The 22,416-nt window shown below is 47.4% G+C and carries 19 protein-coding genes; 3 read left to right on the top strand and 16 right to left on the bottom strand.

Annotated features, from left to right (window positions below; all coding sequences use genetic code 11):
- The first annotated feature begins 21 nt into the window (after positions 1-21).
- The gene (locus D3H65_RS29055; protein WP_119053661.1) at positions 22-990 is read left to right on the top strand and encodes a transglutaminase family protein; all 969 of its coding nucleotides are present in this window, start codon (positions 22-24) and stop codon (positions 988-990) included.
- A 72-nt stretch (positions 991-1,062) separates the two neighbouring features.
- On the opposite strand, the gene ilvA is transcribed toward D3H65_RS29055, so the two are convergent.
- The 10 genes from ilvA to D3H65_RS29005 form a co-directional block, all read right to left on the bottom strand.
- Positions 1,063-2,319, bottom strand: a complete 1,257-nt coding sequence (ilvA, locus tag D3H65_RS29050; RefSeq protein WP_119053660.1) for a threonine ammonia-lyase — start codon at positions 2,317-2,319, stop codon at positions 1,063-1,065.
- A 101-nt stretch (positions 2,320-2,420) separates the two neighbouring features.
- Entirely contained in the window at positions 2,421-3,503 is a 1,083-nt protein-coding gene (gene ilvC / locus D3H65_RS29045) for a ketol-acid reductoisomerase (RefSeq protein ID WP_119053659.1), read from the bottom strand.
- A gap of 111 nt (positions 3,504-3,614) precedes the next feature.
- The gene (gene ilvN / locus D3H65_RS29040) at positions 3,615-4,205 is read right to left on the bottom strand and encodes an acetolactate synthase small subunit (RefSeq protein ID WP_119053658.1); all 591 of its coding nucleotides are present in this window, start codon (positions 4,203-4,205) and stop codon (positions 3,615-3,617) included.
- 25 nt (positions 4,206-4,230) lie between these two features.
- Positions 4,231-5,973: a biosynthetic-type acetolactate synthase large subunit gene (gene ilvB, locus D3H65_RS29035; RefSeq protein ID WP_119053657.1), complete on the bottom strand. Its 1,743-nt coding sequence runs from the start codon at positions 5,971-5,973 to the stop codon at positions 4,231-4,233.
- Positions 5,974-6,048: 75 nt separating this feature from the next.
- Positions 6,049-7,731: a dihydroxy-acid dehydratase gene (gene ilvD / locus D3H65_RS29030; RefSeq protein WP_119053656.1), complete on the bottom strand. Its 1,683-nt coding sequence runs from the start codon at positions 7,729-7,731 to the stop codon at positions 6,049-6,051.
- A gap of 90 nt (positions 7,732-7,821) precedes the next feature.
- On the bottom strand, positions 7,822-8,766 hold the full coding sequence (gene ilvE, locus D3H65_RS29025) for a branched-chain-amino-acid transaminase (RefSeq protein WP_119053655.1): 945 nt from the start codon (positions 8,764-8,766) through the stop codon (positions 7,822-7,824).
- A 311-nt stretch (positions 8,767-9,077) separates the two neighbouring features.
- Positions 9,078-10,193 carry a 3-isopropylmalate dehydrogenase gene (gene leuB / locus D3H65_RS29020; RefSeq protein WP_119053654.1) on the bottom strand — a complete coding sequence of 372 codons (1,116 nt, stop codon included), beginning with the start codon at positions 10,191-10,193 and terminating at the stop codon, positions 9,078-9,080.
- A gap of 32 nt (positions 10,194-10,225) precedes the next feature.
- Positions 10,226-10,822: a 3-isopropylmalate dehydratase small subunit gene (leuD, locus tag D3H65_RS29015; RefSeq protein ID WP_119053653.1), complete on the bottom strand. Its 597-nt coding sequence runs from the start codon at positions 10,820-10,822 to the stop codon at positions 10,226-10,228.
- Between the two features lie 83 nt (positions 10,823-10,905).
- On the bottom strand, positions 10,906-12,303 hold the full coding sequence (gene leuC, locus D3H65_RS29010) for a 3-isopropylmalate dehydratase large subunit (protein ID WP_119053652.1): 1,398 nt from the start codon (positions 12,301-12,303) through the stop codon (positions 10,906-10,908).
- A gap of 96 nt (positions 12,304-12,399) precedes the next feature.
- The gene (locus D3H65_RS29005; RefSeq protein ID WP_119053651.1) at positions 12,400-13,569 is read right to left on the bottom strand and encodes a 2-isopropylmalate synthase; all 1,170 of its coding nucleotides are present in this window, start codon (positions 13,567-13,569) and stop codon (positions 12,400-12,402) included.
- 212 nt (positions 13,570-13,781) lie between these two features.
- Between D3H65_RS29005 and D3H65_RS29000 the strand changes: the two genes are divergently transcribed.
- Positions 13,782-15,344 (top strand): hypothetical protein, encoded by a 1,563-nt coding sequence (locus D3H65_RS29000; RefSeq protein WP_119053650.1) that lies wholly within the window; start codon positions 13,782-13,784, stop codon positions 15,342-15,344.
- 350 nt (positions 15,345-15,694) lie between these two features.
- Here D3H65_RS29000 and moeB read toward each other — a convergent pair whose 3' ends face one another.
- From moeB to D3H65_RS28980, 4 genes are read right to left on the bottom strand one after another with little or no spacing between them, the layout of a single operon-like run.
- Positions 15,695-16,858, bottom strand: coding sequence for a molybdopterin-synthase adenylyltransferase MoeB (gene moeB / locus D3H65_RS28995; RefSeq protein ID WP_119053649.1), 1,164 nt, complete (start codon positions 16,856-16,858; stop codon positions 15,695-15,697).
- A gap of 46 nt (positions 16,859-16,904) precedes the next feature.
- Positions 16,905-17,183 (bottom strand): MoaD/ThiS family protein, encoded by a 279-nt coding sequence (locus tag D3H65_RS28990; RefSeq protein ID WP_119053648.1) that lies wholly within the window; start codon positions 17,181-17,183, stop codon positions 16,905-16,907.
- Between the two features lie 51 nt (positions 17,184-17,234).
- Positions 17,235-17,669: a Mov34/MPN/PAD-1 family protein gene (locus D3H65_RS28985; RefSeq protein ID WP_119053647.1), complete on the bottom strand. Its 435-nt coding sequence runs from the start codon at positions 17,667-17,669 to the stop codon at positions 17,235-17,237.
- On the bottom strand, positions 17,666-18,610 hold the full coding sequence (locus D3H65_RS28980; protein WP_119053646.1) for a PLP-dependent cysteine synthase family protein: 945 nt from the start codon (positions 18,608-18,610) through the stop codon (positions 17,666-17,668). Before D3H65_RS28980 ends, D3H65_RS28985 begins: the two co-directional genes overlap by 4 nt.
- 371 nt (positions 18,611-18,981) lie before the next feature.
- On the opposite strand from D3H65_RS28980, the gene D3H65_RS28975 reads away from it, so the two are divergent.
- The gene (locus D3H65_RS28975) at positions 18,982-19,878 is read left to right on the top strand and encodes a DNA-3-methyladenine glycosylase family protein (protein WP_162915870.1); all 897 of its coding nucleotides are present in this window, start codon (positions 18,982-18,984) and stop codon (positions 19,876-19,878) included.
- Between the two features lie 157 nt (positions 19,879-20,035).
- Here the strand turns inward: D3H65_RS28975 and D3H65_RS28970 are convergent, their stop codons facing one another.
- Both D3H65_RS28970 and D3H65_RS28965 read right to left on the bottom strand, forming a co-directional pair.
- A complete protein-coding gene (locus D3H65_RS28970) occupies positions 20,036-21,367 on the bottom strand; it encodes an OmpA family protein (protein ID WP_119053644.1) in 1,332 nt (443 codons plus the stop codon).
- Between the two features lie 49 nt (positions 21,368-21,416).
- Positions 21,417-22,388, bottom strand: a complete 972-nt coding sequence (locus D3H65_RS28965) for a type IX secretion system membrane protein PorP/SprF (RefSeq protein WP_119053643.1) — start codon at positions 22,386-22,388, stop codon at positions 21,417-21,419.
- Positions 22,389-22,416 lie beyond the last annotated feature (28 nt).

Here is a 22,416-nt window from a genome sequence, read left to right as displayed (position 1 = left end):
CGAGAAAACTGATTGTAATTCATGCCAAGATTTAAAATTCACCACGTTACCAGGTATAGCTACGAAGTACCTGTAGTAGATAGTGCGAACCAGATCATGTTATTCCCTATAGAGGATGAATACCAGGATGTATTGAAACACGATTTATTGATCACGGGAGAACCGGCGGTAGATCTGTACCATGATTATTATGGCAACAAGGTAGGCTCCTTTATGTATACGGCTTCGCACAAAGAGCTGATCATCGATGCCAAGATGGAAGTGGTTACGCGGGAGCGGAATCTGCCGGTAGTATCTGCCTCCAAAGAAGACCAGTGGAGTAATCTTATTGCACTTGCTTTTGAGATCCCCTATATAGACTTCCTCAAACAGGAAAAGTTTGACGCACTGCATGAAGTACAGCATATTGCCCATGCGGCTGAGAGCAGGCAGGTGAATGTGCTGGAAGCGGCGTATAAACTGACGGAATATGTATACAATAACTTCCAATACATCAAAGGGGTTACTACTGTAGAAACTACGCTGGACGAGATATGGCAATTGAAGGCGGGAGTGTGCCAGGATTTTGCGCACATGCTGTCCTCTATGCTGCGCATGATCAATATACCAGCGCGCTATGTGAGTGGTTATGTGTGCCCCAACCGGAATGGTATGCGGGGTGAAGGGGCTACGCACGCCTGGGTAGAAGCTTATATTCCTTTCTTTGGATGGTTGGGATTTGACCCCACGAATAACTGCATCGCCAATGAACTACACGTGCGACTGGCAGTAGGCCGGAGTTTTATGGATTGCTCACCGGTAAAAGGTACTTATAAAGGAACAGCCAACCATCGTTTGGATGTAGGGGTATCGGTAGCTTATGAAGACGGGGTGACTCAAATTGATGAGGCAACGGTATTAACGCCGCAACCTGTAGCTCCTACGAACGGAGAACCTACCAATTCCTGGCGCAAACATATGGAGATGATGCAGCAGCAACAGCAGCAGTAGGAAAAGCTGCGAGCGGTGAGTTGCGAGCTGCGAGAGAATACAGTTTGGGCGAATTGCGGACTAATAATCTACTTACACCAAGTATCCAAATAGATTGTCATCCTTATTCAGCTCGGTATAGTTGATATGGTATTTGTCCATATTGCGGAGGAGCACTTCATAATCTTCGCGGGATTGTAATTCCACGCCTACGAGGGCGGGCCCGGTTTCTTTGTTGTGCTTTTGCATGTATTCAAAGCGGGTAATATCGTCGTTGGGTCCCAGAACGTGGTTCACAAACTCTTTGAGTGCACCGGGACGCTGTGCAAAGCGTACGAGGAAATAATGTTTTAATCCTTCGTATTGCAGGCTGCGTTCCCTGATCTCCTGCATACGGTCAATATCATTGTTGCTGCCACTTACAATACAAACAATATTCTTTCCTTTGATGGCATCGGCATAATCATCCAGGGCAGCTATGGATAAGGCGCCGGCTGGTTCTACTACTATAGCATCTTCATTGTACAATTTCAGGATGGTAGAACAAATCCTGCCTTCGGGTACCAGGTGCATATCGTCGAGCACTTCTTTACAAATAGAGAAGGTAAGGTCCCCTACCCGCTTTACGGCTGCGCCGTCTACAAAACGATCGATACTGTCGAGGGTTACAGGATGTCCTGCTTCCAGGGCTTTTTTCATGGAAGGGGCGCCTTCGGGCTCCAGGCCAATGATCTTTGTACGGGGTGAAAAGGTCTTAAAGAAAGTCCCTACACCGGCACTGAGGCCACCGCCGCCTACAGGAATAAACACATAATCTATATCAGCTTGTTCTTCCAATATCTCTACCGCCACTGTGCCCTGTCCTTCAATGATGCGGTAATCATCAAAAGGAGGAATGAAGGTCAAGCCATTCTTTTCTGTGTATTCTTTGGCTGCAATGGCACAGTCATCAAAGGTATCTCCCACCAGCACGACCTCAATATGGTCTTCGCCAAACATTTTGGTTTGCTTCACCTTTTGGTTGGGGGTAATGATGGGCATAAACACCACACCTTTTGCACCCAGTTTTTTACAGGAGTAAGCAAATCCTTGTGCATGGTTGCCAGCGCTGGCACATACTACGCCCTTCTGCAATTGATCAGCAGGCAGGCTGCTCATCATATTGTAGGCGCCCCGCAGTTTGTAAGAACGGACTACCTGGAGGTCTTCCCTTTTCAGGTATACGTTGCACTGGTATTTACGGGAAAGGCTCTGATTCAACACCAGGGGTGTTTTAGTCACTACTTTCTTTAGCCGGAGGGCGGCTTTATGAAATTCGAGTGCTGTAGTATGGGACGCAGGTAAGCTCATGTGATTCTTGTGGTATACTCCGGGGAGAGGTCTTTGTGCAGAGACACAAAGGCGCAAAGAGAAACAGATGAACTTTGCGCCTTTGGTGCCTTGCAGTATGATTAATTCGCTACTTCAGCTGCTTTTTTAGCTGGAGCTGCCTGATTTTCAGGACGGAGGCTTCTTACTGTTTTACCAGCTTGCCACATTTCGCTGTCGCGGAGTTCTTTCAGTTCAACTTCCAGTTTTTCGCGGTAGTCGGGCTGGCTGTTGGAATCGATAGAGCGTTGGCTTTCTTTGCCGGTCGCTACGCTTTCATACAATTCAGTGAATACAGGTAAAGTAGCATCACGGAATTTCTTCCACCAGTCGAGTGCACCACGTTGTGCGGTAGTAGAGCAGTTGGCATACATCCAATCCATACCATTCTCGGCTACCAGGGGCATGAGGGATTGTGTAAGCTCTTCAACGGTTTCGTTGAATGCTTCGGAAGGGGTATGTCCTTTTTTGCGCAATACTTCATATTGGGCAGCGAAGATACCCTGGATAGCACCCATGAGTGTACCTCTTTCGCCGGTAAGGTCAGAATATACTTCTTTCCTGAAATCAGTTTCAAACAGGTAACCGCTACCTACGGCAATACCGAGGGCAATTACTCTTTCTTTTGCTTTACCGGTTGCATCCTGGAAAATGGCGTAGCTACTGTTGAGACCACGACCTTGCAGGAACATACGGCGCAGGGAAGTACCGGAACCTTTGGGAGCTACGAGGAATACGTCTACATCCTTGGGAGGAACGATACCTGTTTGCTCATTGAAGGTGATACCAAAACCATGAGAGAAGTAAAGGGCTTTGCCGGGTGTCAGGTGCTTTTGCACAGTAGGCCACAGCGCAATCTGGGCAGCATCGCTGAGCAGGTAGCAAATAACAGTACCGCGTTGCAAAGCTTCTTCTATTTCGAACAGTGTTTCACCAGGTACAAATCCATCGCGTACGGCTTTATCCCAGGTTTTGGAATTCTTACGTTGTCCAACGATCACGTTGATACCATTATCTTTTTGGTTCAGTGCCTGACCGGGGCCTTGTACGCCATAGCCAATTACTGCCACTACTTCATTTTTCAATACAGCTTGCGCTTTGGCCAGTGGGAACTCTTCACGGGTTACTACGTTTTCTTCCACACCGCCGAAATTTAACTTTGCCATCTTTAAATGTTTATGGTTTTTAGTTTTTTGTTTGGAACTACTTTATGAATGTTGATTGTTTCTTTTGGGATCGGGTGAGCCGCCTTAAGAAGGCGACCCACCCTGGTAAACTTACATGGTGAACACTTCATCCTGCTTATCCAGGAATTCATTTTCTATTACTTCTTCGCCGGGCTCTGTTTGTTCAAACTCCTTGAGCTTCTCATGGAAACCACTGCTGGCTTTGATGATGGCCACACGTGCACTGCGTACAAACTCAATGAGGCCATAAGGCTCCAGTACGGAAATGAGCTTATCAGTTTCCTCTCGCTGACCGGTAGTCTCAAAAATTGTATAGTCCTTACGGATCACTACAGCACGGGCGCCGTATTCACGCAATAACCTTTCCACTTTTACCTTTTCGGCAATTTCATCAGTAGGCACTTTATACATGGCCAGTTCCTGCCACACGATCTCCTCATTGGTATTGTAGTAAGCTTTTAATACTTCTACCTGCTTTTCGATCTGGCGGGCCAGCTTTTTCACTACTTCTTCCACTTCATTGATCACGATGGTAAAACGGTGAATGCCTTCCACTTCACTGGGTGAGGTATTGAGGCTTTCGATATTGATCTTACGACGGGAGAAAATAATGGCAATACGGTTCAGTAAACCGATCTGGTTCTCTGTATAAACGGTTACTGTGAATTCCTGCTTTGACATGTCGGTACTTTTATGCTACAAATTTTTATTTAAGTCTGATCTCTGCAACGCTGCAGCCCTGTGGCACCATGGGGAATACGTTGTTTTCCTTTCCTACCATCACTTCGAGCAGGTAAGCGCCCTTATGGTCCAGCATGGTCTTTACAGCAGCTTTCAACTTATCTCGTTCGGAGATGCTGTTGCCTTCAATACGATACCCTTTGGCCACCTGTACAAAATCGGGACTGGTGATGTTGACAAAGGAATAACGCTTGTCGTGGAAAAGCTGCTGCCACTGGCGCACCATACCGAGGAACTGGTTGTTGAGGATCAATATTTTTACATCCACATCAAACTGCATAATGGTACCCAGTTCCTGCAGGGTCATCTGGAAACCACCATCGCCAATGATGGCTACTACGGTACGGCTGGGAGCGCCAAACTTGGCACCCACGGCTGCGGGTAAGGCAAAACCCATGGTACCCAATCCACCGGAGGTCACATTGCTCTTAGACTGTGTGAACTTCGCATAGCGGCAGGCTACCATCTGGTGCTGACCTACGTCGGTAACAATGACAGCATCGCCACCTGTGAGCTCATTTAAGGTCCTGATCACCTCTCCCATGGTCATTTCATCGGAAGTGGGATTGAGTTCGGGATTGATACAGGTCTCTTCTTCCTGTTGCTGATACTCCCGGAATTTCTGCAGCCATTGGGGATATACTTTTGGCGCTATCAATTCGGTAAGCAGGGGCAATGTTTCTTTGCAATCACCCCATACAGGTACGGCAGATTTTACATTCTTATCAATCTCGGCGGGGTCAATATCGAGGTGGATCACTTTGGCCTGGCGGGCGTATTTGTCGAGCCTTCCGGTAACACGGTCATCGAACCGCATACCGATGGCAATGAGGACATCGCACTCGTTGGTCAATACATTGGGGCCATAGTTACCGTGCATACCCAGCATACCAACGGCCAGTGGGTGGTCGGTTGGAATAGCGCTTTCGCCCAGGATGGTCCAGGCAGTAGGGATACCGGCTTTCTCAATGAATTTCAGGAATTCGGTTTCGGCTTTGCCAAGTATAACACCCTGACCAAAGATCACAAAGGGTCGCTCTGCTTCATTGATCATTTTAGCAGCCTGCTCTACATATTCCTTGCGCACGATGGGCTTGGGACGATAGCTGCGGATATGGTTGCATTTCTCATATCCTTCATAATCGAATTTCTGTATCTGTGCATTCTTGGTAATATCGATCAATACGGGGCCGGGCCTGCCGCTTTTGGCAATGTAAAAGGCCTTGGCCAATACAGACGGTATTTCGGTAGCATCTGTTACCTGGTAGTTCCATTTGGTAACAGGGGTGGTAATATTGATCACATCGGTTTCCTGAAAGGCATCGGTACCCAACAGGTGAGCAAATACCTGTCCGGTGATACAAACGAGTGGGGTACTATCGATCATGGCATCTGCCAAACCGGTGACGAGGTTGGTAGCGCCGGGACCGCTGGTGGCAAATACTACGCCTGTGCGACCAGAAGTACGTGCATAACCCTGGGCAGCATGGATGCCTCCCTGCTCATGGCGCACGAGTATATGGTTCAGTCGTTCCTGGTAATCGTATAAGGCATCATAGATAGGCATGATGGCGCCACCGGGATAACCAAAGATGGTATCTACCCCTTCGGCCAGAAAGGCTTCCAGTACAGCCTGCGAACCGCTAAGGCTGGTAGCCTTGTCTTTTGTCTGGATCTTTTTGGGCGCCATTTCGATTGTACTGCTCATAATATTTTCTTTTAAGGTTCTATTCGTATGTTAGCCGGGTGAGCCGCCTTTGTAGGGCGACCCACCCTTAGTATCTTAGTTTTCGTCGGTCACGCAACCTTCAGAGGCATCCTTTACGCTTTTGGCATATTTGAACAGGAGGCCTTTGGTGACCTTGAGGGCGGGTTGTGCCCACTTAGCCCTGCGCTCAGCGATAATGTTATCAGGCACTTTGAGCACGATGGTATTTTTGGTAGCATCGAGTTCAATAATATCTTCGTCCTGTACCAGTGCGATCAATCCACCTTCAAATGCTTCGGGGGTAATATGGCCTACCACAAATCCATGGGTACCGCCGCTAAAGCGTCCATCGGTGATGAGGGCAATGCTTTTACCCAGACCAGCACCGATAATGGCGGAAGTTGGTTTCAACATTTCGGGCATACCGGGTGCTCCTTTAGGGCCTACGTGACGGATCACCACTACATCGCCAGCTTTGATCTTACCGGTGTTGATACCCTTGATGAGCTCAAACTCGCCATCGAATACACGGGCGGGACCTTCAAAGCGCTCGCCTTCTTTACCGCTGATCTTGGCTACACTACCCTTTTCGGCCAGGTTGCCGTAGAGTATTTGCAAGTGGCCTGTTTGCTTGATCGGTGTTTCGAGGGGAAGGATTATTTTCTGCTGATCGAAATCGAGATCAGGTGCTTCGGCCAGGTTCTCTGCCAGTGTTTTACCGGTTACGGTAAGGCAATCACCATGGAGGAGTCCTTTCTTCAACAAATATTTCATGACAGCAGGTACACCACCATACTGGTGCAGGTCCTGCATGAGGTATTTACCACTGGGCTTAAAGTCGGCCAATACGGGTATCTTATTGCTGATGGCCTGGAAATCATCCTGTGTAAGGGGCACATCCACGCTCTTGGCCATGGCGATGAGGTGCAACACGGCGTTGGTGCTGCCTCCGAGGATCATGATGACGGTGATGGCATTTTCAAATGCCTTACGTGTCATGATGTCTTTGGGCTTGATGTCTTTTTCCAGCAGGAGTCGGATGGCTTTACCTGCTTCTATACATTCTTTCTGCTTGTCTTCGCTCAGGGCAGGATTGGAAGAAGAGTAAGGCAGGCTCATACCCAATGCTTCAATAGCAGAAGCCATGGTATTGGCGGTATACATACCACCACAGGCGCCTGCACCGGGGCAGGAATGGCGTACGATACCCTTGAAATCTTCTTCGGAAAGATTGCCTGCTATCTTTTGTCCCAATGCTTCGAAAGAAGAAACGATATTCAGGTCTTGTCCTTTGTAATGACCGGGAGCGATGGTGCCACCGTAGACCATGATGGCCGGGCGGTTCAACCTGCCCATGGCAATCAGTGATCCGGGCATGTTCTTATCGCAACCGGGTAAGGCAATCACGCCATCATAATACTGAGCGCCGCATACGGCTTCAATAGAGTCGGCTATAATATCGCGGCTCACGAGGGAGTAACGCATACCTTCTGTTCCGTTGCTGATGCCATCGCTCACACCAATGGTATTAAAGATCAGTCCCACCAGGTCATTGTCCCATACGCCTTGCTTTACTACTTTGGCCAGGTCATTGAGGTGCATATTGCAGGTGTTGCCGTCATATCCCATGCTCACAATGCCTACCTGTGCTTTCTTCAGATCTTCATCTGTCAATCCAATACCGTACAACATGGCCTGTGCCGCAGGCTGGGTAACATCCTGTGTAATCGTCTTTGAATATTTATTTAATTCTTTCATACTGATCCTTGAATGAACTATGATTTATTGTTTTATGCTTATTGTCTGTTCCAAGGTGAGCCGCCCTTTAAGGGCGACCCACCTTGTGATCTACCTTGCGCTAATAGCTTCTTTACTCTTTAAACCTTTGCCCAGGCCGTCCAGTCTTTCAGGGGCCAGGGAACGTTCGGTTACGCGATCCTTATAGGCCTGCTGCAATACTTTGCCCAGGCTATTGTTCCAGTCGAGGGGGAACTTTACTTTGTCCAGTGATTCCCATCCAATGACCTCGGCGGCTGTACCGCAGAAGAAAGCGGCATCGGCCTGTTTCAATTCATCGACGGTGAAAGTCTTTTCTTCAACGGCTATATTGAGCTCATCACAAAGTTCGATAACGGTAGCCCTGGTGATACCGGGCAGGATATGGCCCAATGCCGGGGTGTACAGTTTGCCATCTTTTTCATAGAACATGTTGGCGCCGGGCCCTTCTGCTACAAAACCATGCATATCGGTGAGGAGGGCTTCATCATATCCTTTGGCTTTGGCATCCTGGCTGGCTAAGATGGAATTGACATAATGACCACAGGCTTTAGCCTCTATTTTAAATCCGCCGGGATTGGGGCGTTGAAAGGGAGAAGCCAATACGCGTAATAATTTATCACCGAGGAATTTGCCCATCTCCCATACTTCGATCACGATATTGGATTCGGAATTGAGGTTGAAGCTCATGTTGGCCGGTCCATACACCAGGGGACGGATATAGGCATCCTGCAGGTTATTCTGGCGCAACACTTCATAGGTAGCATCGATGAGGTCTACGGTATGCCAGTTGTATGGCATATTGAGTGCTTCGGCCGAATTCCTGAGGCGATCGTAGTGTTCGACTGCCTTGAATATCTTGGTGTTGCCATGCACGGTATGGTAAGAACGGATGCCTTCAAATACGCCCAGGCCATAATGCATGGTCTGACCGTAGAGATCAACCTTCGCTTCGGAAGCTTTTACGTATTTCCCATTGAGGTATACAATGGTATTTTCGTTGTAATAGGATGCCATGACTCTTTAGTTTTTAATGCCTTTGCGGCGGGGTAAAACAAAAAAGAAACCCGCCTCGTGGGAGGCGGGTCGCTTTGTATTTTTAACTAATTAAATTATACGTTAAACACCACCTCCGTTTGTTGCAGGAATAATAATGACCACGACCACCACAATAATTATTGCGGTAAATACAGCGATGACATTATTTGTTCTGCTTTTAAACATAGAAGGAATGATGCACTGCGAATATACACCCCCCGTTTCAAAAAAAGAACTATAGCAAGCAACTTTATTTTAGCCTCACTCCTACAAGTGAAGCAGGAACACCTTTATATAATGGTTGATTTTCTCAACTCTATATTGTGCTGATTCACGCCATCGGGTATCCTGTTTGCAACATAATCACAGATCAGTTCGCCAATGGTGGAAGTGAAATAGAAATTAATGGAATCGATATCCTTGGTCACAAAGCCATTCTGCAAAGTCCACTCCACGGCTTCTCTTACGAGGGCTGCTTCTTTGGTTAACCCGATGTAATCCAACAGCATAGCGGATGAAAGAATGGATCCCAACGGATTGGCAATGTCTTTACCGGTCGCCTGGGGATAAGAACCATGGATGGGTTCAAACAAGGCTGAGCCGTTACCCACGGATGCAGAAGGCAATAAGCCCAATGATCCGCTGATGACGCTGGCTTCATCGCTGATGATATCACCAAACATGTTTTCTGTGAGTATCACATCAAACTGTTTGGGATTCAGGATGATCTGCATGGCAGCATTGTCTACAAACAGGAAGTCTACAGCTACATCAGGATACTGACCAGCCATTTCCTGTACCACTTTACGCCAGAGCCTGGAAGTTTCGAGTACATTGGCCTTGTCTACCAATGTGAGCTTTTTCCGGCGCTGCTGTGCAGAGCGGAAGGCAAGGTGTGACACCCGCTCGATCTCCTCACGGGTGTACACACAATCGTCAGAGGCCCGGGTATTTTCCTCGTTTACTTCTTTTTTACCGAAGTAAATGCCGCCCGTGAGTTCACGGAAGATCACAAAATCGACCCCTTCAATATTTTTAGTTTTCAATGGGGAGAGATGATGCAAAGAGGGGTACGTGGTTACGGGACGTATATTGGCAAACAATTGTAGTGACTTGCGGAGTTTGAGCAGGCCCTGTTCGGGGCGTACTTTGGCGGAGGGGTCGTTGTCGTATTTAGGATGACCAATCGCACCAAACAGGATAGCGTCGCTGTTGAGGCAGGCTTCAATGGTTTCGTCGGGCAATGGGCTGCCGGTCTTGTCAATGGCATCGGCGCCCATGAGGCAATACTTGTAATGAAAGGAATGACCAAACTGTTCGGCAATGGCATTGAGCACCTTGACAGATTGCCTGGTGACCTCGGGACCGATGCCGTCGCCTTCAATTACAACAATATTTTTTTCCATGTAGTTTTTTGTTTTCGGGTTTAGGATAACGCTTAGGGGCGGGCCGCTTCAAAGGCCTCTATTTCGCTGCGCATGCTAAGCAGGTAATCGATATCATCATACCCATTGAGCAGGCAGGTCTTTTTATAGCTATTGATCTCAAATGTCTCTTGTGCACCGGAAGCAACGATGGTAATGGTCTGTTGTTCCAGGTTTACGGCTACTTCGGCAGCCGGGTCTTTTGCCACTGTTTCAAACAGTTGTTGCAGGAATGCTTCGCTTACCTGTATGGGTAACAGGAAGTTGTTGAGTGAATTGTTGCGGAAGATATCAGCAAAGAAGCTGCTCACGACTACATCAAACCCGGCATCCTTAATGGCCCAGGCAGCATGTTCACGGGAGGAACCACAACCAAAGTTGCGGGCAGCTACCAGTATCTTTCCTTTATAAGTGGGATCGTTCAATGGGAAATCGGCTTTGGGCTGATTCTCATCATCATTGTTGTAGCGCCAGTCGCGGAACAGGTTCTTGCCAAATCCCTCGCGGCTGGTAGACTTGAGAAAACGGGCAGGAATGATCTGATCGGTATCTATATTTTCAATATTTACCGGCACGACCGTTGATCTAACAATGTTAATACTCTTACTCATGCTTATCATTTGGGCTTCGAGCTGTGAGCTTCGAGCGGCGAGCTTTTTGCTCGTAGCTCGCGGCTAGTAGCCCGCAGCTTGCTTTATAAAAACTCTCTTACATCTGCTACCTCTCCTGTAATAGCTGCTACTGCTGCAGTTAAAGGACTGGCCAATAAGGTTCTGGCATTGGGTCCCTGTCTTCCTTCAAAGTTCCTGTTGGAAGTAGAGATACAATACTTACCGGCCGGTATTTTATCTTCATTCATGGCCAGGCAGGCAGAACATCCGGGTTGACGTAACTGGAAACCGGCTTCTTCGAATATCTTATCAATGCCTTCGGCAATGGCTTGTTTTTCTACCTGGCGTGATCCGGGCACGATCCATACCTGTACATCATCGGCCTTCTTCCTGCCCTTTACGAAGGAGGCAACCAGGCGCAGGTCCTCGATACGGCTGTTAGTACAGCTACCGATGAACACATAGTCTACTTTTTTGCCCTTGATCTCCGCGCCTGGTTTCAGGCCCATATAATTGAGTGATTTGAGGAAGGAAGGTTTTTCCTTGTCCTCGATCTCATTTTCGGCAGGAATATGCCCGGTAACACCTATGCCCATACCGGGATTGGTACCGTAGGTGATCATGGGTTCGATATCGGCTGCATTGATGTTGATCTCTTTATCAAATACAGCGTCTTCATCAGAATACAATTCTTTCCAGGCGTTTACTTTCCTGTCCCACTGGCTTACGCCGGGTGCAAACAAACGGCCTTTCATATAATCGAACGTAATGTCGTCGGGAGCGATCATACCACCGCGGGCGCCCATTTCAATGCTCATGTTGCAAATGGTCATACGGCCTTCCATGCTGAGGCTACGGATGGCAGAACCTGCATATTCTACAAAATAACCGGTGGCGCCGCTGGCAGATATCGTTGCTATAATATACAAAATGATGTCTTTCGACACCACTCCTTTGTTTAACTGACCTTCTACATTGATGCGCATGAGCTTTGGCTTACTCTGCATCATACACTGGGTAGCCATCACCATTTCCACTTCGCTGGTACCAATGCCAAAAGCGATGGATCCAAAAGCACCGTGGGTAGAGGTATGGCTATCACCACATACGATGGTCATGCCGGGCTGTGTAATGCCCAGTTCGGGCCCTATTACATGCACAATGCCCTGGAACGGATGTCCAAGGCCATATAATTCAATGTCGTGTTTTTTGCAATTGTCGATGAGCTGCTGAACCTGGTTGCGGGACAGCTCTTCTTTGATAGGGAGGTGCTGATTGAGTGTGGGCACATTGTGATCGGCTGTGGCTACTACCTGCTGTGGGCGTAATACCTTCAAGCCTCTTTGTTCCAGTCCTTTGAAAGCCTGTGGGCTGGTTACTTCATGGATAAAATGTTTATCGATATACAACACAGCGGGCCCGCCTTCAATTTGTTTGACGACATGCTTCTCCCAGATCTTATCGAATAATGTCTTCCCCATTTTCTTTTTGTGTTTCTCTCGTTTCGTGAATGAAAGCGTGGCGCAGAAGCGCCACGCCTAAACAAAAACTACATGATTATGAGAAAATACTGCTCACTAGGCTACTATCGCCCTTTCCTGGTACTGATGTGCCAGGCCTTGCAAGTCCTCATCACCTACCTCTTTTTTCCTGTCTGCCACTTTCAGGAACTGTTCGTACAACACGTCAATATCATTGCGGTTGTACATGAATCCCAGTTTCTGAAACCGATGAGCAAGGGCGCTGCGGCCGCTGCGGGCCGTCAGAACAATTTTACTACCGTCAGCTCCTACTTCTTCAGGATTAATGATCTCATAGGTCTGCGCATCTTTCAGGAACCCATCCTGGTGAATACCGGAAGAATGGGAGAAAGCATTGGCACCTACGATCGCTTTATTGGGTTGAACCGGCATACGCATGGTATCGGATACCAGGCGGCTGAGGGGGTTCAGTTGTTTAGCATTGATATCGGTGTAATATCCCAGGGTGCTGTGCTGTTTGATGACCATCACTACTTCTTCGAGGGAAGTGTTGCCGGCTCTTTCACCCAGTCCATTAATAGTACACTCGATCTGGCGGGCGCCGCTGATTACGCCTGCGATGGAATTGGCAGTGGCCAAACCAAGGTCATTGTGGCAATGGCAGGAGATCACGGCCTTGTCGATATTACGTACATTGTTGACCAGGAAGGCAATCTTTTCGCCATACTGGTGTGGCAGGCAATAACCGGTGGTATCGGGAATATTGACGGTGGTAGCACCGGCAGCGATGACGGCTTCCACTACCCTGGCCAGGTATTCATTGTCGGTCCTGCCTGCATCTTCGGCATAAAACTCCACATCATCTGTAAAGTTGCGGGCCCATTTTACGGCCTGTGCAGCTCTCTCCAGGATATCTTCGCGGGTAGAATTAAACTTTGACTTAATATGATAATCGGAAGTACCGATCCCTGTATGGATACGCTTTCTTTTAGCACTTTGGAGGGCTTCGGCCGCTACTTCAATGTCTTTTTGAACGGCACGGCTAAGTCCGCAAACAACGGCATTCTTAACCACTTTACCGATCTCATGAACGCTTTGAAAATCGCCGGGTGAAGAGATGGGAAAACCAGCTTCGATGATGTCTACCCCCAATGCTTCCAGGGCCAGAGCTATTTCAATCTTTTCGGTTGTATTCAACTTACATCCGGGAACTTGTTCCCCATCGCGTAACGTAGTATCAAAAATATAGACCTTTTGTCCTGGCATAATAATTTTTGTAAGGGTAATAAGATAAAGGAGCAGGCTGTTTATTTTTGTGTTGCTTGCTGAGAAACCAGTTAAAACAACCTGCTGTACCGAAATTATCTTTGTTTGCTGAGCAAGTGAAATCAAAATTGTAAGTAATTTACACTGCTTAACCCTCAGCAACCAACACTCAACTATTTGAATATCAACAGGTTTAACGTTTATTAAATACGATGCCCAATCGCTCAACCGATGCTCTTTTTCAGCTGATCCACTCCCTGGAAAAGTCAGAAAAGCGGAATTTTAAGCTGTATGTACAACGTAATTCCTCCAGTGAAGAGCTGAAAGTGGTTCAGCTTTTCGATGCCCTGGACAAGATGGAGGAGTATGATGAGGCGCTGTTGCTGCGGAAAAATGAGAGCATTAAGAAGCAGCAGCTGTCGAATATCAAAGCCCATTTATACAAACAGGTATTATCGAGTCTCCGCCTTATTAAGGAGGACAGCAATATAGATATCCAACTGCATGAGCAGATGGACCATGCCCGTATCTTATACAATAAAGGGTTGTACCTGCAAAGCCTGAAGGTGCTTGACCGCATGAAGGAAACAGCCAGGGCGCATAACCAGGTCACTTATTTATTACAGGCATTATTTTTTGAGAAGAAGATAGAAGCGCTGCACATTACCCGCAGTATGCAGGACCGTGCAGAAAAGCTAACGAGTGAAGTGAATGAAGTAAATGCCAAACTGGTTAACACGAGTAAGTTATCGAACCTCTCCCTGTTATTGTATAGCTGGTATATAAAGCATGGACACGCGCGTAATGAGAAAGATGAAATAGCACTGCGAACTTTCTTTGAGCAACATTTTCCTGCGGGGGCAGATGAGTTGAAAGGCTTTTACGAAAAGCTCTACCTGTACCAGTGTTATTGCTGGTATGCATTTATACGGCAAGACCTGTTGCAGTACTATCGTTATACACAAAAATGGGTAGAGCTGTTTGAGAAAGAGCCGTTCATGATGGAGGTGGAGACAGCGCATTATATCAAAGGCATGCACAACCTGCTAAGTGCGCATTTTGACCTGCAGAATTACCAGAAGTTCAATGAAACGCTGGCGAAGTTTGAAGCATTTGGGCAATCAGATATCGCCAATGGCAATGTCAACAACCGTATCCAGACCTTCGTGTACCTGCAGATCGCCAAAATGAACAAACACTTTATGGAAGGTACATTCAGTGAAGGGTTGGCACTGGTGTCTGAGACAGAGGCCAAGTTGAAGGAATATTATTTGTACCTCGACAGGCATCGGATATTGGTATTCTACTACAAGATCGCTTCGCTGTATTTTGGCAGTGGCCATTATGAGCAGGCAATCGACTACCTCAATAAGATCATCAACTGGAAGGTAGACCTGCGTACGGACCTGCAGGCTTACTCGCGACTGCTGCACCTGATAGCGCATTATGAGTTGGGTAATTTGGACTTGCTGGAATACCTGTTCAAGTCGGTATACCGTTTCATGGCAAAGATGGAAAACCTGAGTGTGGTGGAAGAAGAGATCTTCCGCTTTTTAAGAAGGTCGTTCCATGTGCAGCCTAAACAGTTGAAGGGGGAGTTTGAAAAACTACTAAATAAACTGAAGCAGCATGAGCGTAACCGGTTTGAAACGCGTGCGTTCATGTACCTCGATATTATCTCCTGGCTGGAAAGCAAGATCAACAACACGCCTGTGCAAAACGTGATCCGGCAGAAATACCTGAATGCGGTAAAACACAAGGCTTCTGAGTGCTGACCTGCCCCCGCATCTTCCTCTTTATTCCGGTTTTTTCCTCTTGTTAGGCTGGTATTAGCCCGGTCTGGCTCCTTTATTCAAGGCCTTTACCTTCGTGTAAAGTAGGGGTATCTTCAGGTATTCTTAGGGTTATCCTAAGTTTTTTACCCAACAATTACCTGAGAAATACCCTAAGAAAACCCTAGGATGACCCCAGGATGCCCGAATCTAAAGAGGAGGAACAGGCCTTCCACAGGCCACTAAAAAGGCCGATTGCAGGCAGCCTACCAACCAGGAGGATGCATACGATCGGCCTAAAACTATCTCATCTATCGGTCATCCCGTCGTAAACGGGTCTATTTAACTGACTATCAATACTTTGAAAGCTCCGGTTTTACCTCATCAATATAGCCCAGGATACCTCCCTTGAGGTTGTAGAGGTTGGTAAAGCCAAACTTCTCTTCCAGCTCCCGGATGGCTTTGGCGCTGCGGCCACCCATCTTACAATGCACTACTACTTTGGTATCGCGGCTGAACCTGTCGGCATGGGCAGCTACGGTTGCCAGGGGTATCAATTCGGCGCCGATATTCACAAAATCATACTCATGCTGCTCGCGCACATCGATGAGCTGGAACGGCTCGCCTTTTACCTGCCAGTCGTACAGTTCTGTGGCGGTAATTTCTTTAATGGGCTTCTCCACGGCTTTCATACCGCAGAATTGTTCGTAGTCGATGAGGGCTGTGATGGAAGGATTCTTCCCATTGAGGGGATTATCATCACGGCGGGAGATGTTGAAGGTGCGGCTTTCAAAAGTGAGGGCATCAAAAATATAGAAACGGCCGGCCAGTGGTTCACCGACACCGGTAATTACTTTGATCACCTCCAGTGCCTGCAGGCTGCCAATGATACCAGGCAACACACCCAGCACACCACCTTCTGCGCAACTGGGCACGAGGCCGGGCGGCGGCGGCGTAGGATACAGATCGCGGTAATTGGGTCCTAATACGCCTTCCTTATTGCGGTAGTTGAATACGGATACCTGTCCTTCAAACTGGAAGATGGATGCATAGATATTGGGCTTACCCAACAGGACGGCTGCATCATTGACGAGGTAGCGGGTAGGGAAATTATCAGTTCCATCCGCTACGAGGTCATAGTCTTTTAGTATATCCAGTGCATTCTGGGAAGTGAGCTGGGTATTGTGTAATATGATGTTGATATGAGGATTGAGGGCTTCGAGCCTGGCTTTGGCAGCTTCCACTTTTGGTTTGCCTACAGATTCCACACCAAACAGCACCTGGCGCTGAAGGTTGCTATCGTCTACCACATCAAAATCCACAATACCAATAGTGCCTATACCGGCTGCTGCGAGGTACAATAATGCCGGGCTGCCCAAACCGCCGGAGCCAACGATCAATACTTTGGCTGCTTTGAGTTTTTGCTGGGCTTCGAGGCCAAATTCAGGAATAATAATATGCCTGTTGTAACGGGCCAATTCTTCTTTGGAAAAGGTTATCGTTGAATGAGTGCTCATTGTTGCATGATTGAAAAGTTAGGTATTAGCTGTTAGCCTTTAGCTGTTAGCGGCTGCCGCCGGCGATGGCAGGTACAATACTGATGACGGTATCTGCTTTAACAGCGGTTTGTCCTTGTTGCAGGTCGCGGATATCATCATTGCCCACAAAGATGTTGACAAAGGACCGGATCTGCCCTTTATCATCGAGCAGGTGCTTCTTTAGTTCCGGAAAGTTAAGTGTTAATTCGCTAACTGTTTTGTCGATGGTATCGGCCTGGATATCAAGCCGGGCGGTATTGTTGGTGAACTTTCGTAATGGTGTAGGAATAATTACTGTTGCCATGATCGTTGATGTTATTTGTTGTTTATAATGAATCGCAGATTAATGCGAAGTTTAGCTACTTATGGTTTGTTCAATTGCTACGGTCTCTTCTTCGAATTGGGCTTCTTCATTCAATCGCCAGGAACGCAGCGGCCCGATCTTTCCTTCGAGTACGGATACAATGATGTAGGAGAAATAAGGCTGTGCAGCCACCCGGTCATGCTCGGATGGAATGGCCGGGTGATTGGGATGTGAATGGTACACACCCAATAGCAACAGGTTGTTCTCATCGGCATACTGCTCAGCCCTGATATAATCCAGTGGGGCAATCACAAACCTCCTGCGCTTATCGCCTTCTTTGGCATTGATCACCACTTGAATCTTACTGATGGTCCTGTTGCCCTCCGGATCCTCTTCTCCAAACAGGAATCCGCAACATTCATCGGGGAAAGCCTGTACGGCATCATTTAATAATAATTCCTTTGCTGCTGGTTGTAAAGTGATCATCTCGAAATGAGTTTATTAATTACTTCGCTGTATTTATCTGCATTGTCGGGAAACACGGTAACGATATTACCGGCTTCCAGTTTTTCTGCTACTTTAATAGCGCCTGCCAGGTTGGCTGCAGCAGAAGGGCTCAATAAGAGCTGCTCATATTTCCAGGCAGCCTTTATCATTTCGTAGGCTTCTTCGGTGGCTACTTCGAGGTTTTCATCGGCAACGGAAGTATCATAAATGGTGGGCACTACGGCTGTTTCCATATGCTTCCAGCCTTCCATGCCGTGTAAAGGATTATCGGGTTGCAGGGAGGTAAGGTGAATAGCAGGATTCAACTCCCTTAAGCGCCTGCCTGTACCTACAAAAGTGCCACTGGTACCCAGTCCGGCTACAAAGTGGGTGATGGCTGGCAGGTCCTGCACTATTTCGAGTGCCGTGCCGTGGTAATGGGCTTTCCAGTTATTGTCGTTCTTATATTGATCGGCATAAAAGTATTTACCGGGATGGGCCAGGGCGAGTTCCTTTGCAGCGGCCTGTGCGCCATCTGTTCCTTCAAACCGGGAGGTAAAAATGATGCGGGCGCCCAGTGATTGTAATATTTCCTTTCTCTCTTTGGAAGCATTTTCGGGCAGGCAAAGGGTGACGGGTACATGGAGGTTGCTGCCTACGGAGGCATAAGCAATTCCGGTATTGCCGCTGGTAGCATCGAGCAAGGTCTTTTCTCTTGTCAATTGTCCTTTTTCAATGGCTGCTTTGAATATATTATAGCCTGCGCGGGCTTTTACACTGCCGGATAATTGTTTCCATTCCTGCTTGGCATAGATGGTCACATTGGGTTTTGCAAATAGTTTGGTAATGGGGTATAAGGGTGTATTCCCTATTTTACTGTTGAGTAAACGGACACTCTCCAGTAATCGCTCATCAACGTGTTCTGATGTTAGCAATGGCATCGGTTCAGTATTGTTGTTAGTGTTCAATTTGCATTGAACGGTATAGAAATAAAAAAAGCCCCACACGATGGTGGAGCTTATAATATGTTGAATATTAACTATTCAGTATCTACCAATGGCTATCGCCCCCCCCAATAACCCTGGCATGTTGACAACAACAGCAACAACAATTTTTGTATGGGTTATGCAATGACATTTTTGGGAGGACAATTTTATAGTTACAAATATAAAGGGAATTATTTGGAAAATCCTATAGAGGGTGTAGACTAATTGTTAAAATAACCGATCCAGTGGCAAATGGCGGGCAGGGAGTGGGCCATTTCCGCAAGAATCAGGTGAAGAGGTTTGGGACTGTTGCTTACATTTGGCGGATGAAGACCTTGAAGATGCGCAAACCGGCGCTGTTCAGTTTTGAGGAGTGTTTGTGGTTCCTGAACCGGAACTATGACGACTGTTTGCATCATATTGAACCGGGGCAATTGTCTAAAGCAATCTGTATCAATGGAGAAAACATTGCTTTCACGCTACGGGCCGATGAGCAACACCTGCTGGTGGACCTTAACCATGGAGGGGGTGATAACTTCCCGGAAGCAGCATTGATACAATATATTATGGAGTGGTTTGACCTGGATAGGGATATTACTCCTTTTTATGGGTTGCTGGAGAAAAACAAAACGCTGGGTTATATGGCGAAGGACTTTGCCGGGTTTCGCCTCATCAGCATACATGACCTGTATGAAGCGCTTTGCTGGAGCATCATTGGCCAGCAGATCAACCTCACCTTTGCCTATACGCTTAAACGCCGGATGGTGGAGCAATACGGCCAAAAACTGGAAGTGAACGGCCAGTCGCTCTATATATTCCCCCGGCCTGAGGTCTTACAATATGCAACAGTAGCAGATCTGCGGAAGCAGCAATTCTCTGAACGAAAGGCGGAATACCTGTTGCTGGTGTCGAAAATGTTTGCGGAAGGCAGCATCAGCCAGGAAATGGTGCGGCAATGTGCTTCTTATGAGGCACAGGTGGCACTGCTCACGGCCATCCGGGGTATTGGGATATGGACGGCCAATTATGCGCTGATGAAAACGCTGAAGCAATTGCAGGCGATCCCCTATGGGGATGTGGGTCTCCTGAATGCATTGCTGAATCATGCGCTGATCAAAGACAAAAAAGATACGGTAGGCATCGATAAATTGTTCAAGCGCTTTAAGGGCTGGGAAAGTTACCTGGTGTTTTATTTGTGGCGGAGTTTGAGTAGTAAGTCGTGAGTCGGCAGTCGGCAGTCGGCAGTCGGCAGTCGGCAGTCGGCAGTCGGCAGTCTGACTAACGGTAGGAGAAAGACAAGGCTTGGTTCGTATAAAGAAAAAAGGGGTCCTGGCGGACCCCTATGTTAGTGCACATCTTTTATCCAATTATTTCTGGAGGTTAATCTTTGTCGTGAATAACCAGTTCCACGCGGCGGTTGAGCCATGCATTGGCCGGGGTATTCTCAGCTACAGGGTATTCTTTACCATAATAGCTCACAATCATCCTGTCGGCAGGAACACCTCTGCTGTTCATGTAGTCGAAGGCCATCTGCGCCCTGCGCATGGACAAGTAGTTGTTATACTCAGTAGAACCCACATTATCGGTATATCCCTTGATCTCTACTACTTTCTTAGGATCACGTTTCACCTGGGCAATCACTTTGTCGATGGTACCGAATGCCCTGGAAGTAAGTGAATAATCCTTATAGTAGAAATAAGTTATGAATTTGAGTGCCGGTTTGCCGTTGACGGTATCCACCTGGAAGTCGATCAGGTCAAATGCCTGTCCTGTTTTACCGCCTGCCAGGGAATCGCCATAATCGGCTTTTCCATTTTCGCGCCCGGCCCAGTCATTTGGATTACCATTGCCAGGGAGGCCGTTCGGGTTGCCGTTGTTGGGGAAGCCATTGGTGTTGCCATTTACACCGTTGCCGTTCGGGTTACCATTGGAACCGTTGTTGTTGCCAGCCCGCGCATTGAGCAGGGAGTCTACATTTACGTTGATGTAAAAGTTATTGACAATTGACTGGCCATTGGCTTTGGATGTATCGGTCTTTTTAGCAAGGAGCTCTTCCTGGGCTTTTTTGGCTGAGTCGGCAGCCGCCGCAGCAGCCGCTTTTTCTTTATCGGCTTTTTTCTTCTTCTTGTTGTTAATTGGCAGGTACATACCCACAGAGTACATGAGGGTATTGGCAATGTTCTTACTCACTGAATAACCATATGCTGCCTGTCCCATGATCATGATCTTTTTGGCATTGAATTTCAATCCCACCCCAATGGGTACGCTGGTATAAGAAGAATCATTGATCAGGTTATTGATACCCACGGAAACAAAGGGCTGGAGACGGTAGCGGTGGCTTAACAAGTGATAGTACAAAGTTGCATTGAGCAAATTATAGGTTTGAGCTTCTGTGGTAGCTATCAATTTTTCCTTGCTGGTAACATGTCCGTAGCTAAGACCAATGTCCACGCTAAAAGACAACCTGCCTGCAATATTTTTGTAGGCTGAAGCTGCGAAGGAGGCATTGATCTTATCCATGATGGGCAGTTCATTGGCATTGCTGAGGTAACCGTGTTTGTTTTTCTCCAGCATTCCAAACTCCTGTACCTGGAATTTAGTGAGGGGAGAAATGAACCATCGGTTGTCCCATTCTCTTTCCACCTCCTGCGCCAGGGCGGCTTTTGCGGCCAGCACCAGGCACACCGCCATACAGACTAATACCTTTTTCATTGGTTATTGATTTTCAAGGGTTATGACATAGGTAGTGTTGGGTAAGGTTTTAAAAATCCAGTCTTACTGCTAACTCTAGTCCATTACGTTTTATTCCTGATGCACTGATACCGGAGATATTAATATCATAAGAGATCCCCAGGATCAGTTTCATATATCTCAATTCTATATTGGGCACAAGGGCATCTTCATAACGGTAGCCCAATCCCGCTCCAACGGCGGTACCAGGCATCTTCTTAATGGGGGTGGAATAGGTGCCATTAAAGAAATGCTTGTATGCTCTGCCCTGCCAGTTCATAGAAGCATAAAAACCTACTTCATCATCATCCTGCCCTGTCACAAACCTGTATCCTCCCTGTATCCCTACTAACTGTGACAATTTGAACTCCTTTGATTTGGCCTTGTCGGTATAGGGTTTATTGACATGCATGACTGATGCGCCCAGGTACCACTTATTAAACGCTGAATTATTGAAAACTGAGATACCGGCGTTCATATTAAAATATCCATACGACCATCCGGCGGCCATCCGGTCGGCACTGGCCATTCCATCCACTGGTCCGTATTTATCGTATTGGTCGGCAAAGAGGGAGCCGCCGTGAACATTGAGGTTACTTTGGTAATAAACGCCCTGGAAGCCGATGGCGGCATAGGTCTCATTAGATCCGATGGGTACGGCATAGGATATACCCAGCAGTCCCAATGTATTGTTGAGGATACCCTGGTTTGATTTATCCGATGCGGCTCCGGCGCTGGCGCTGAAATAGCCCCCGCTGTTGGGCGCTTCTTTCTTAGCCTTGGAGAGCAATGGCATATCTACCATCGCGCTGATGCTGTTGTAGGCGATGATACCGCCGTACTGTACGTTGCGGTAGTTCAGTTTAATACTGCTTTGTTTATCGGTCTTGAGGGACTGGTTGTACCAGATCGCCATATCCTGCACCCGGGAAAAGTTGATCTCCTGGGCCTGGGCGATCCCCGCCAATAAAATACCGCATAGTAGGAACCAAATCATTTTCATTTGGCCATGGTTTTAAATTGTATATCGG

Source organism: Paraflavitalea soli (genome assembly GCF_003555545.1).
GTDB classification, from domain to species: domain Bacteria; phylum Bacteroidota; class Bacteroidia; order Chitinophagales; family Chitinophagaceae; genus Paraflavitalea; species Paraflavitalea soli.
Note: the sequence above shows the minus strand (reverse complement) of the source record. Positions and strands in the feature narration are given on the sequence as shown.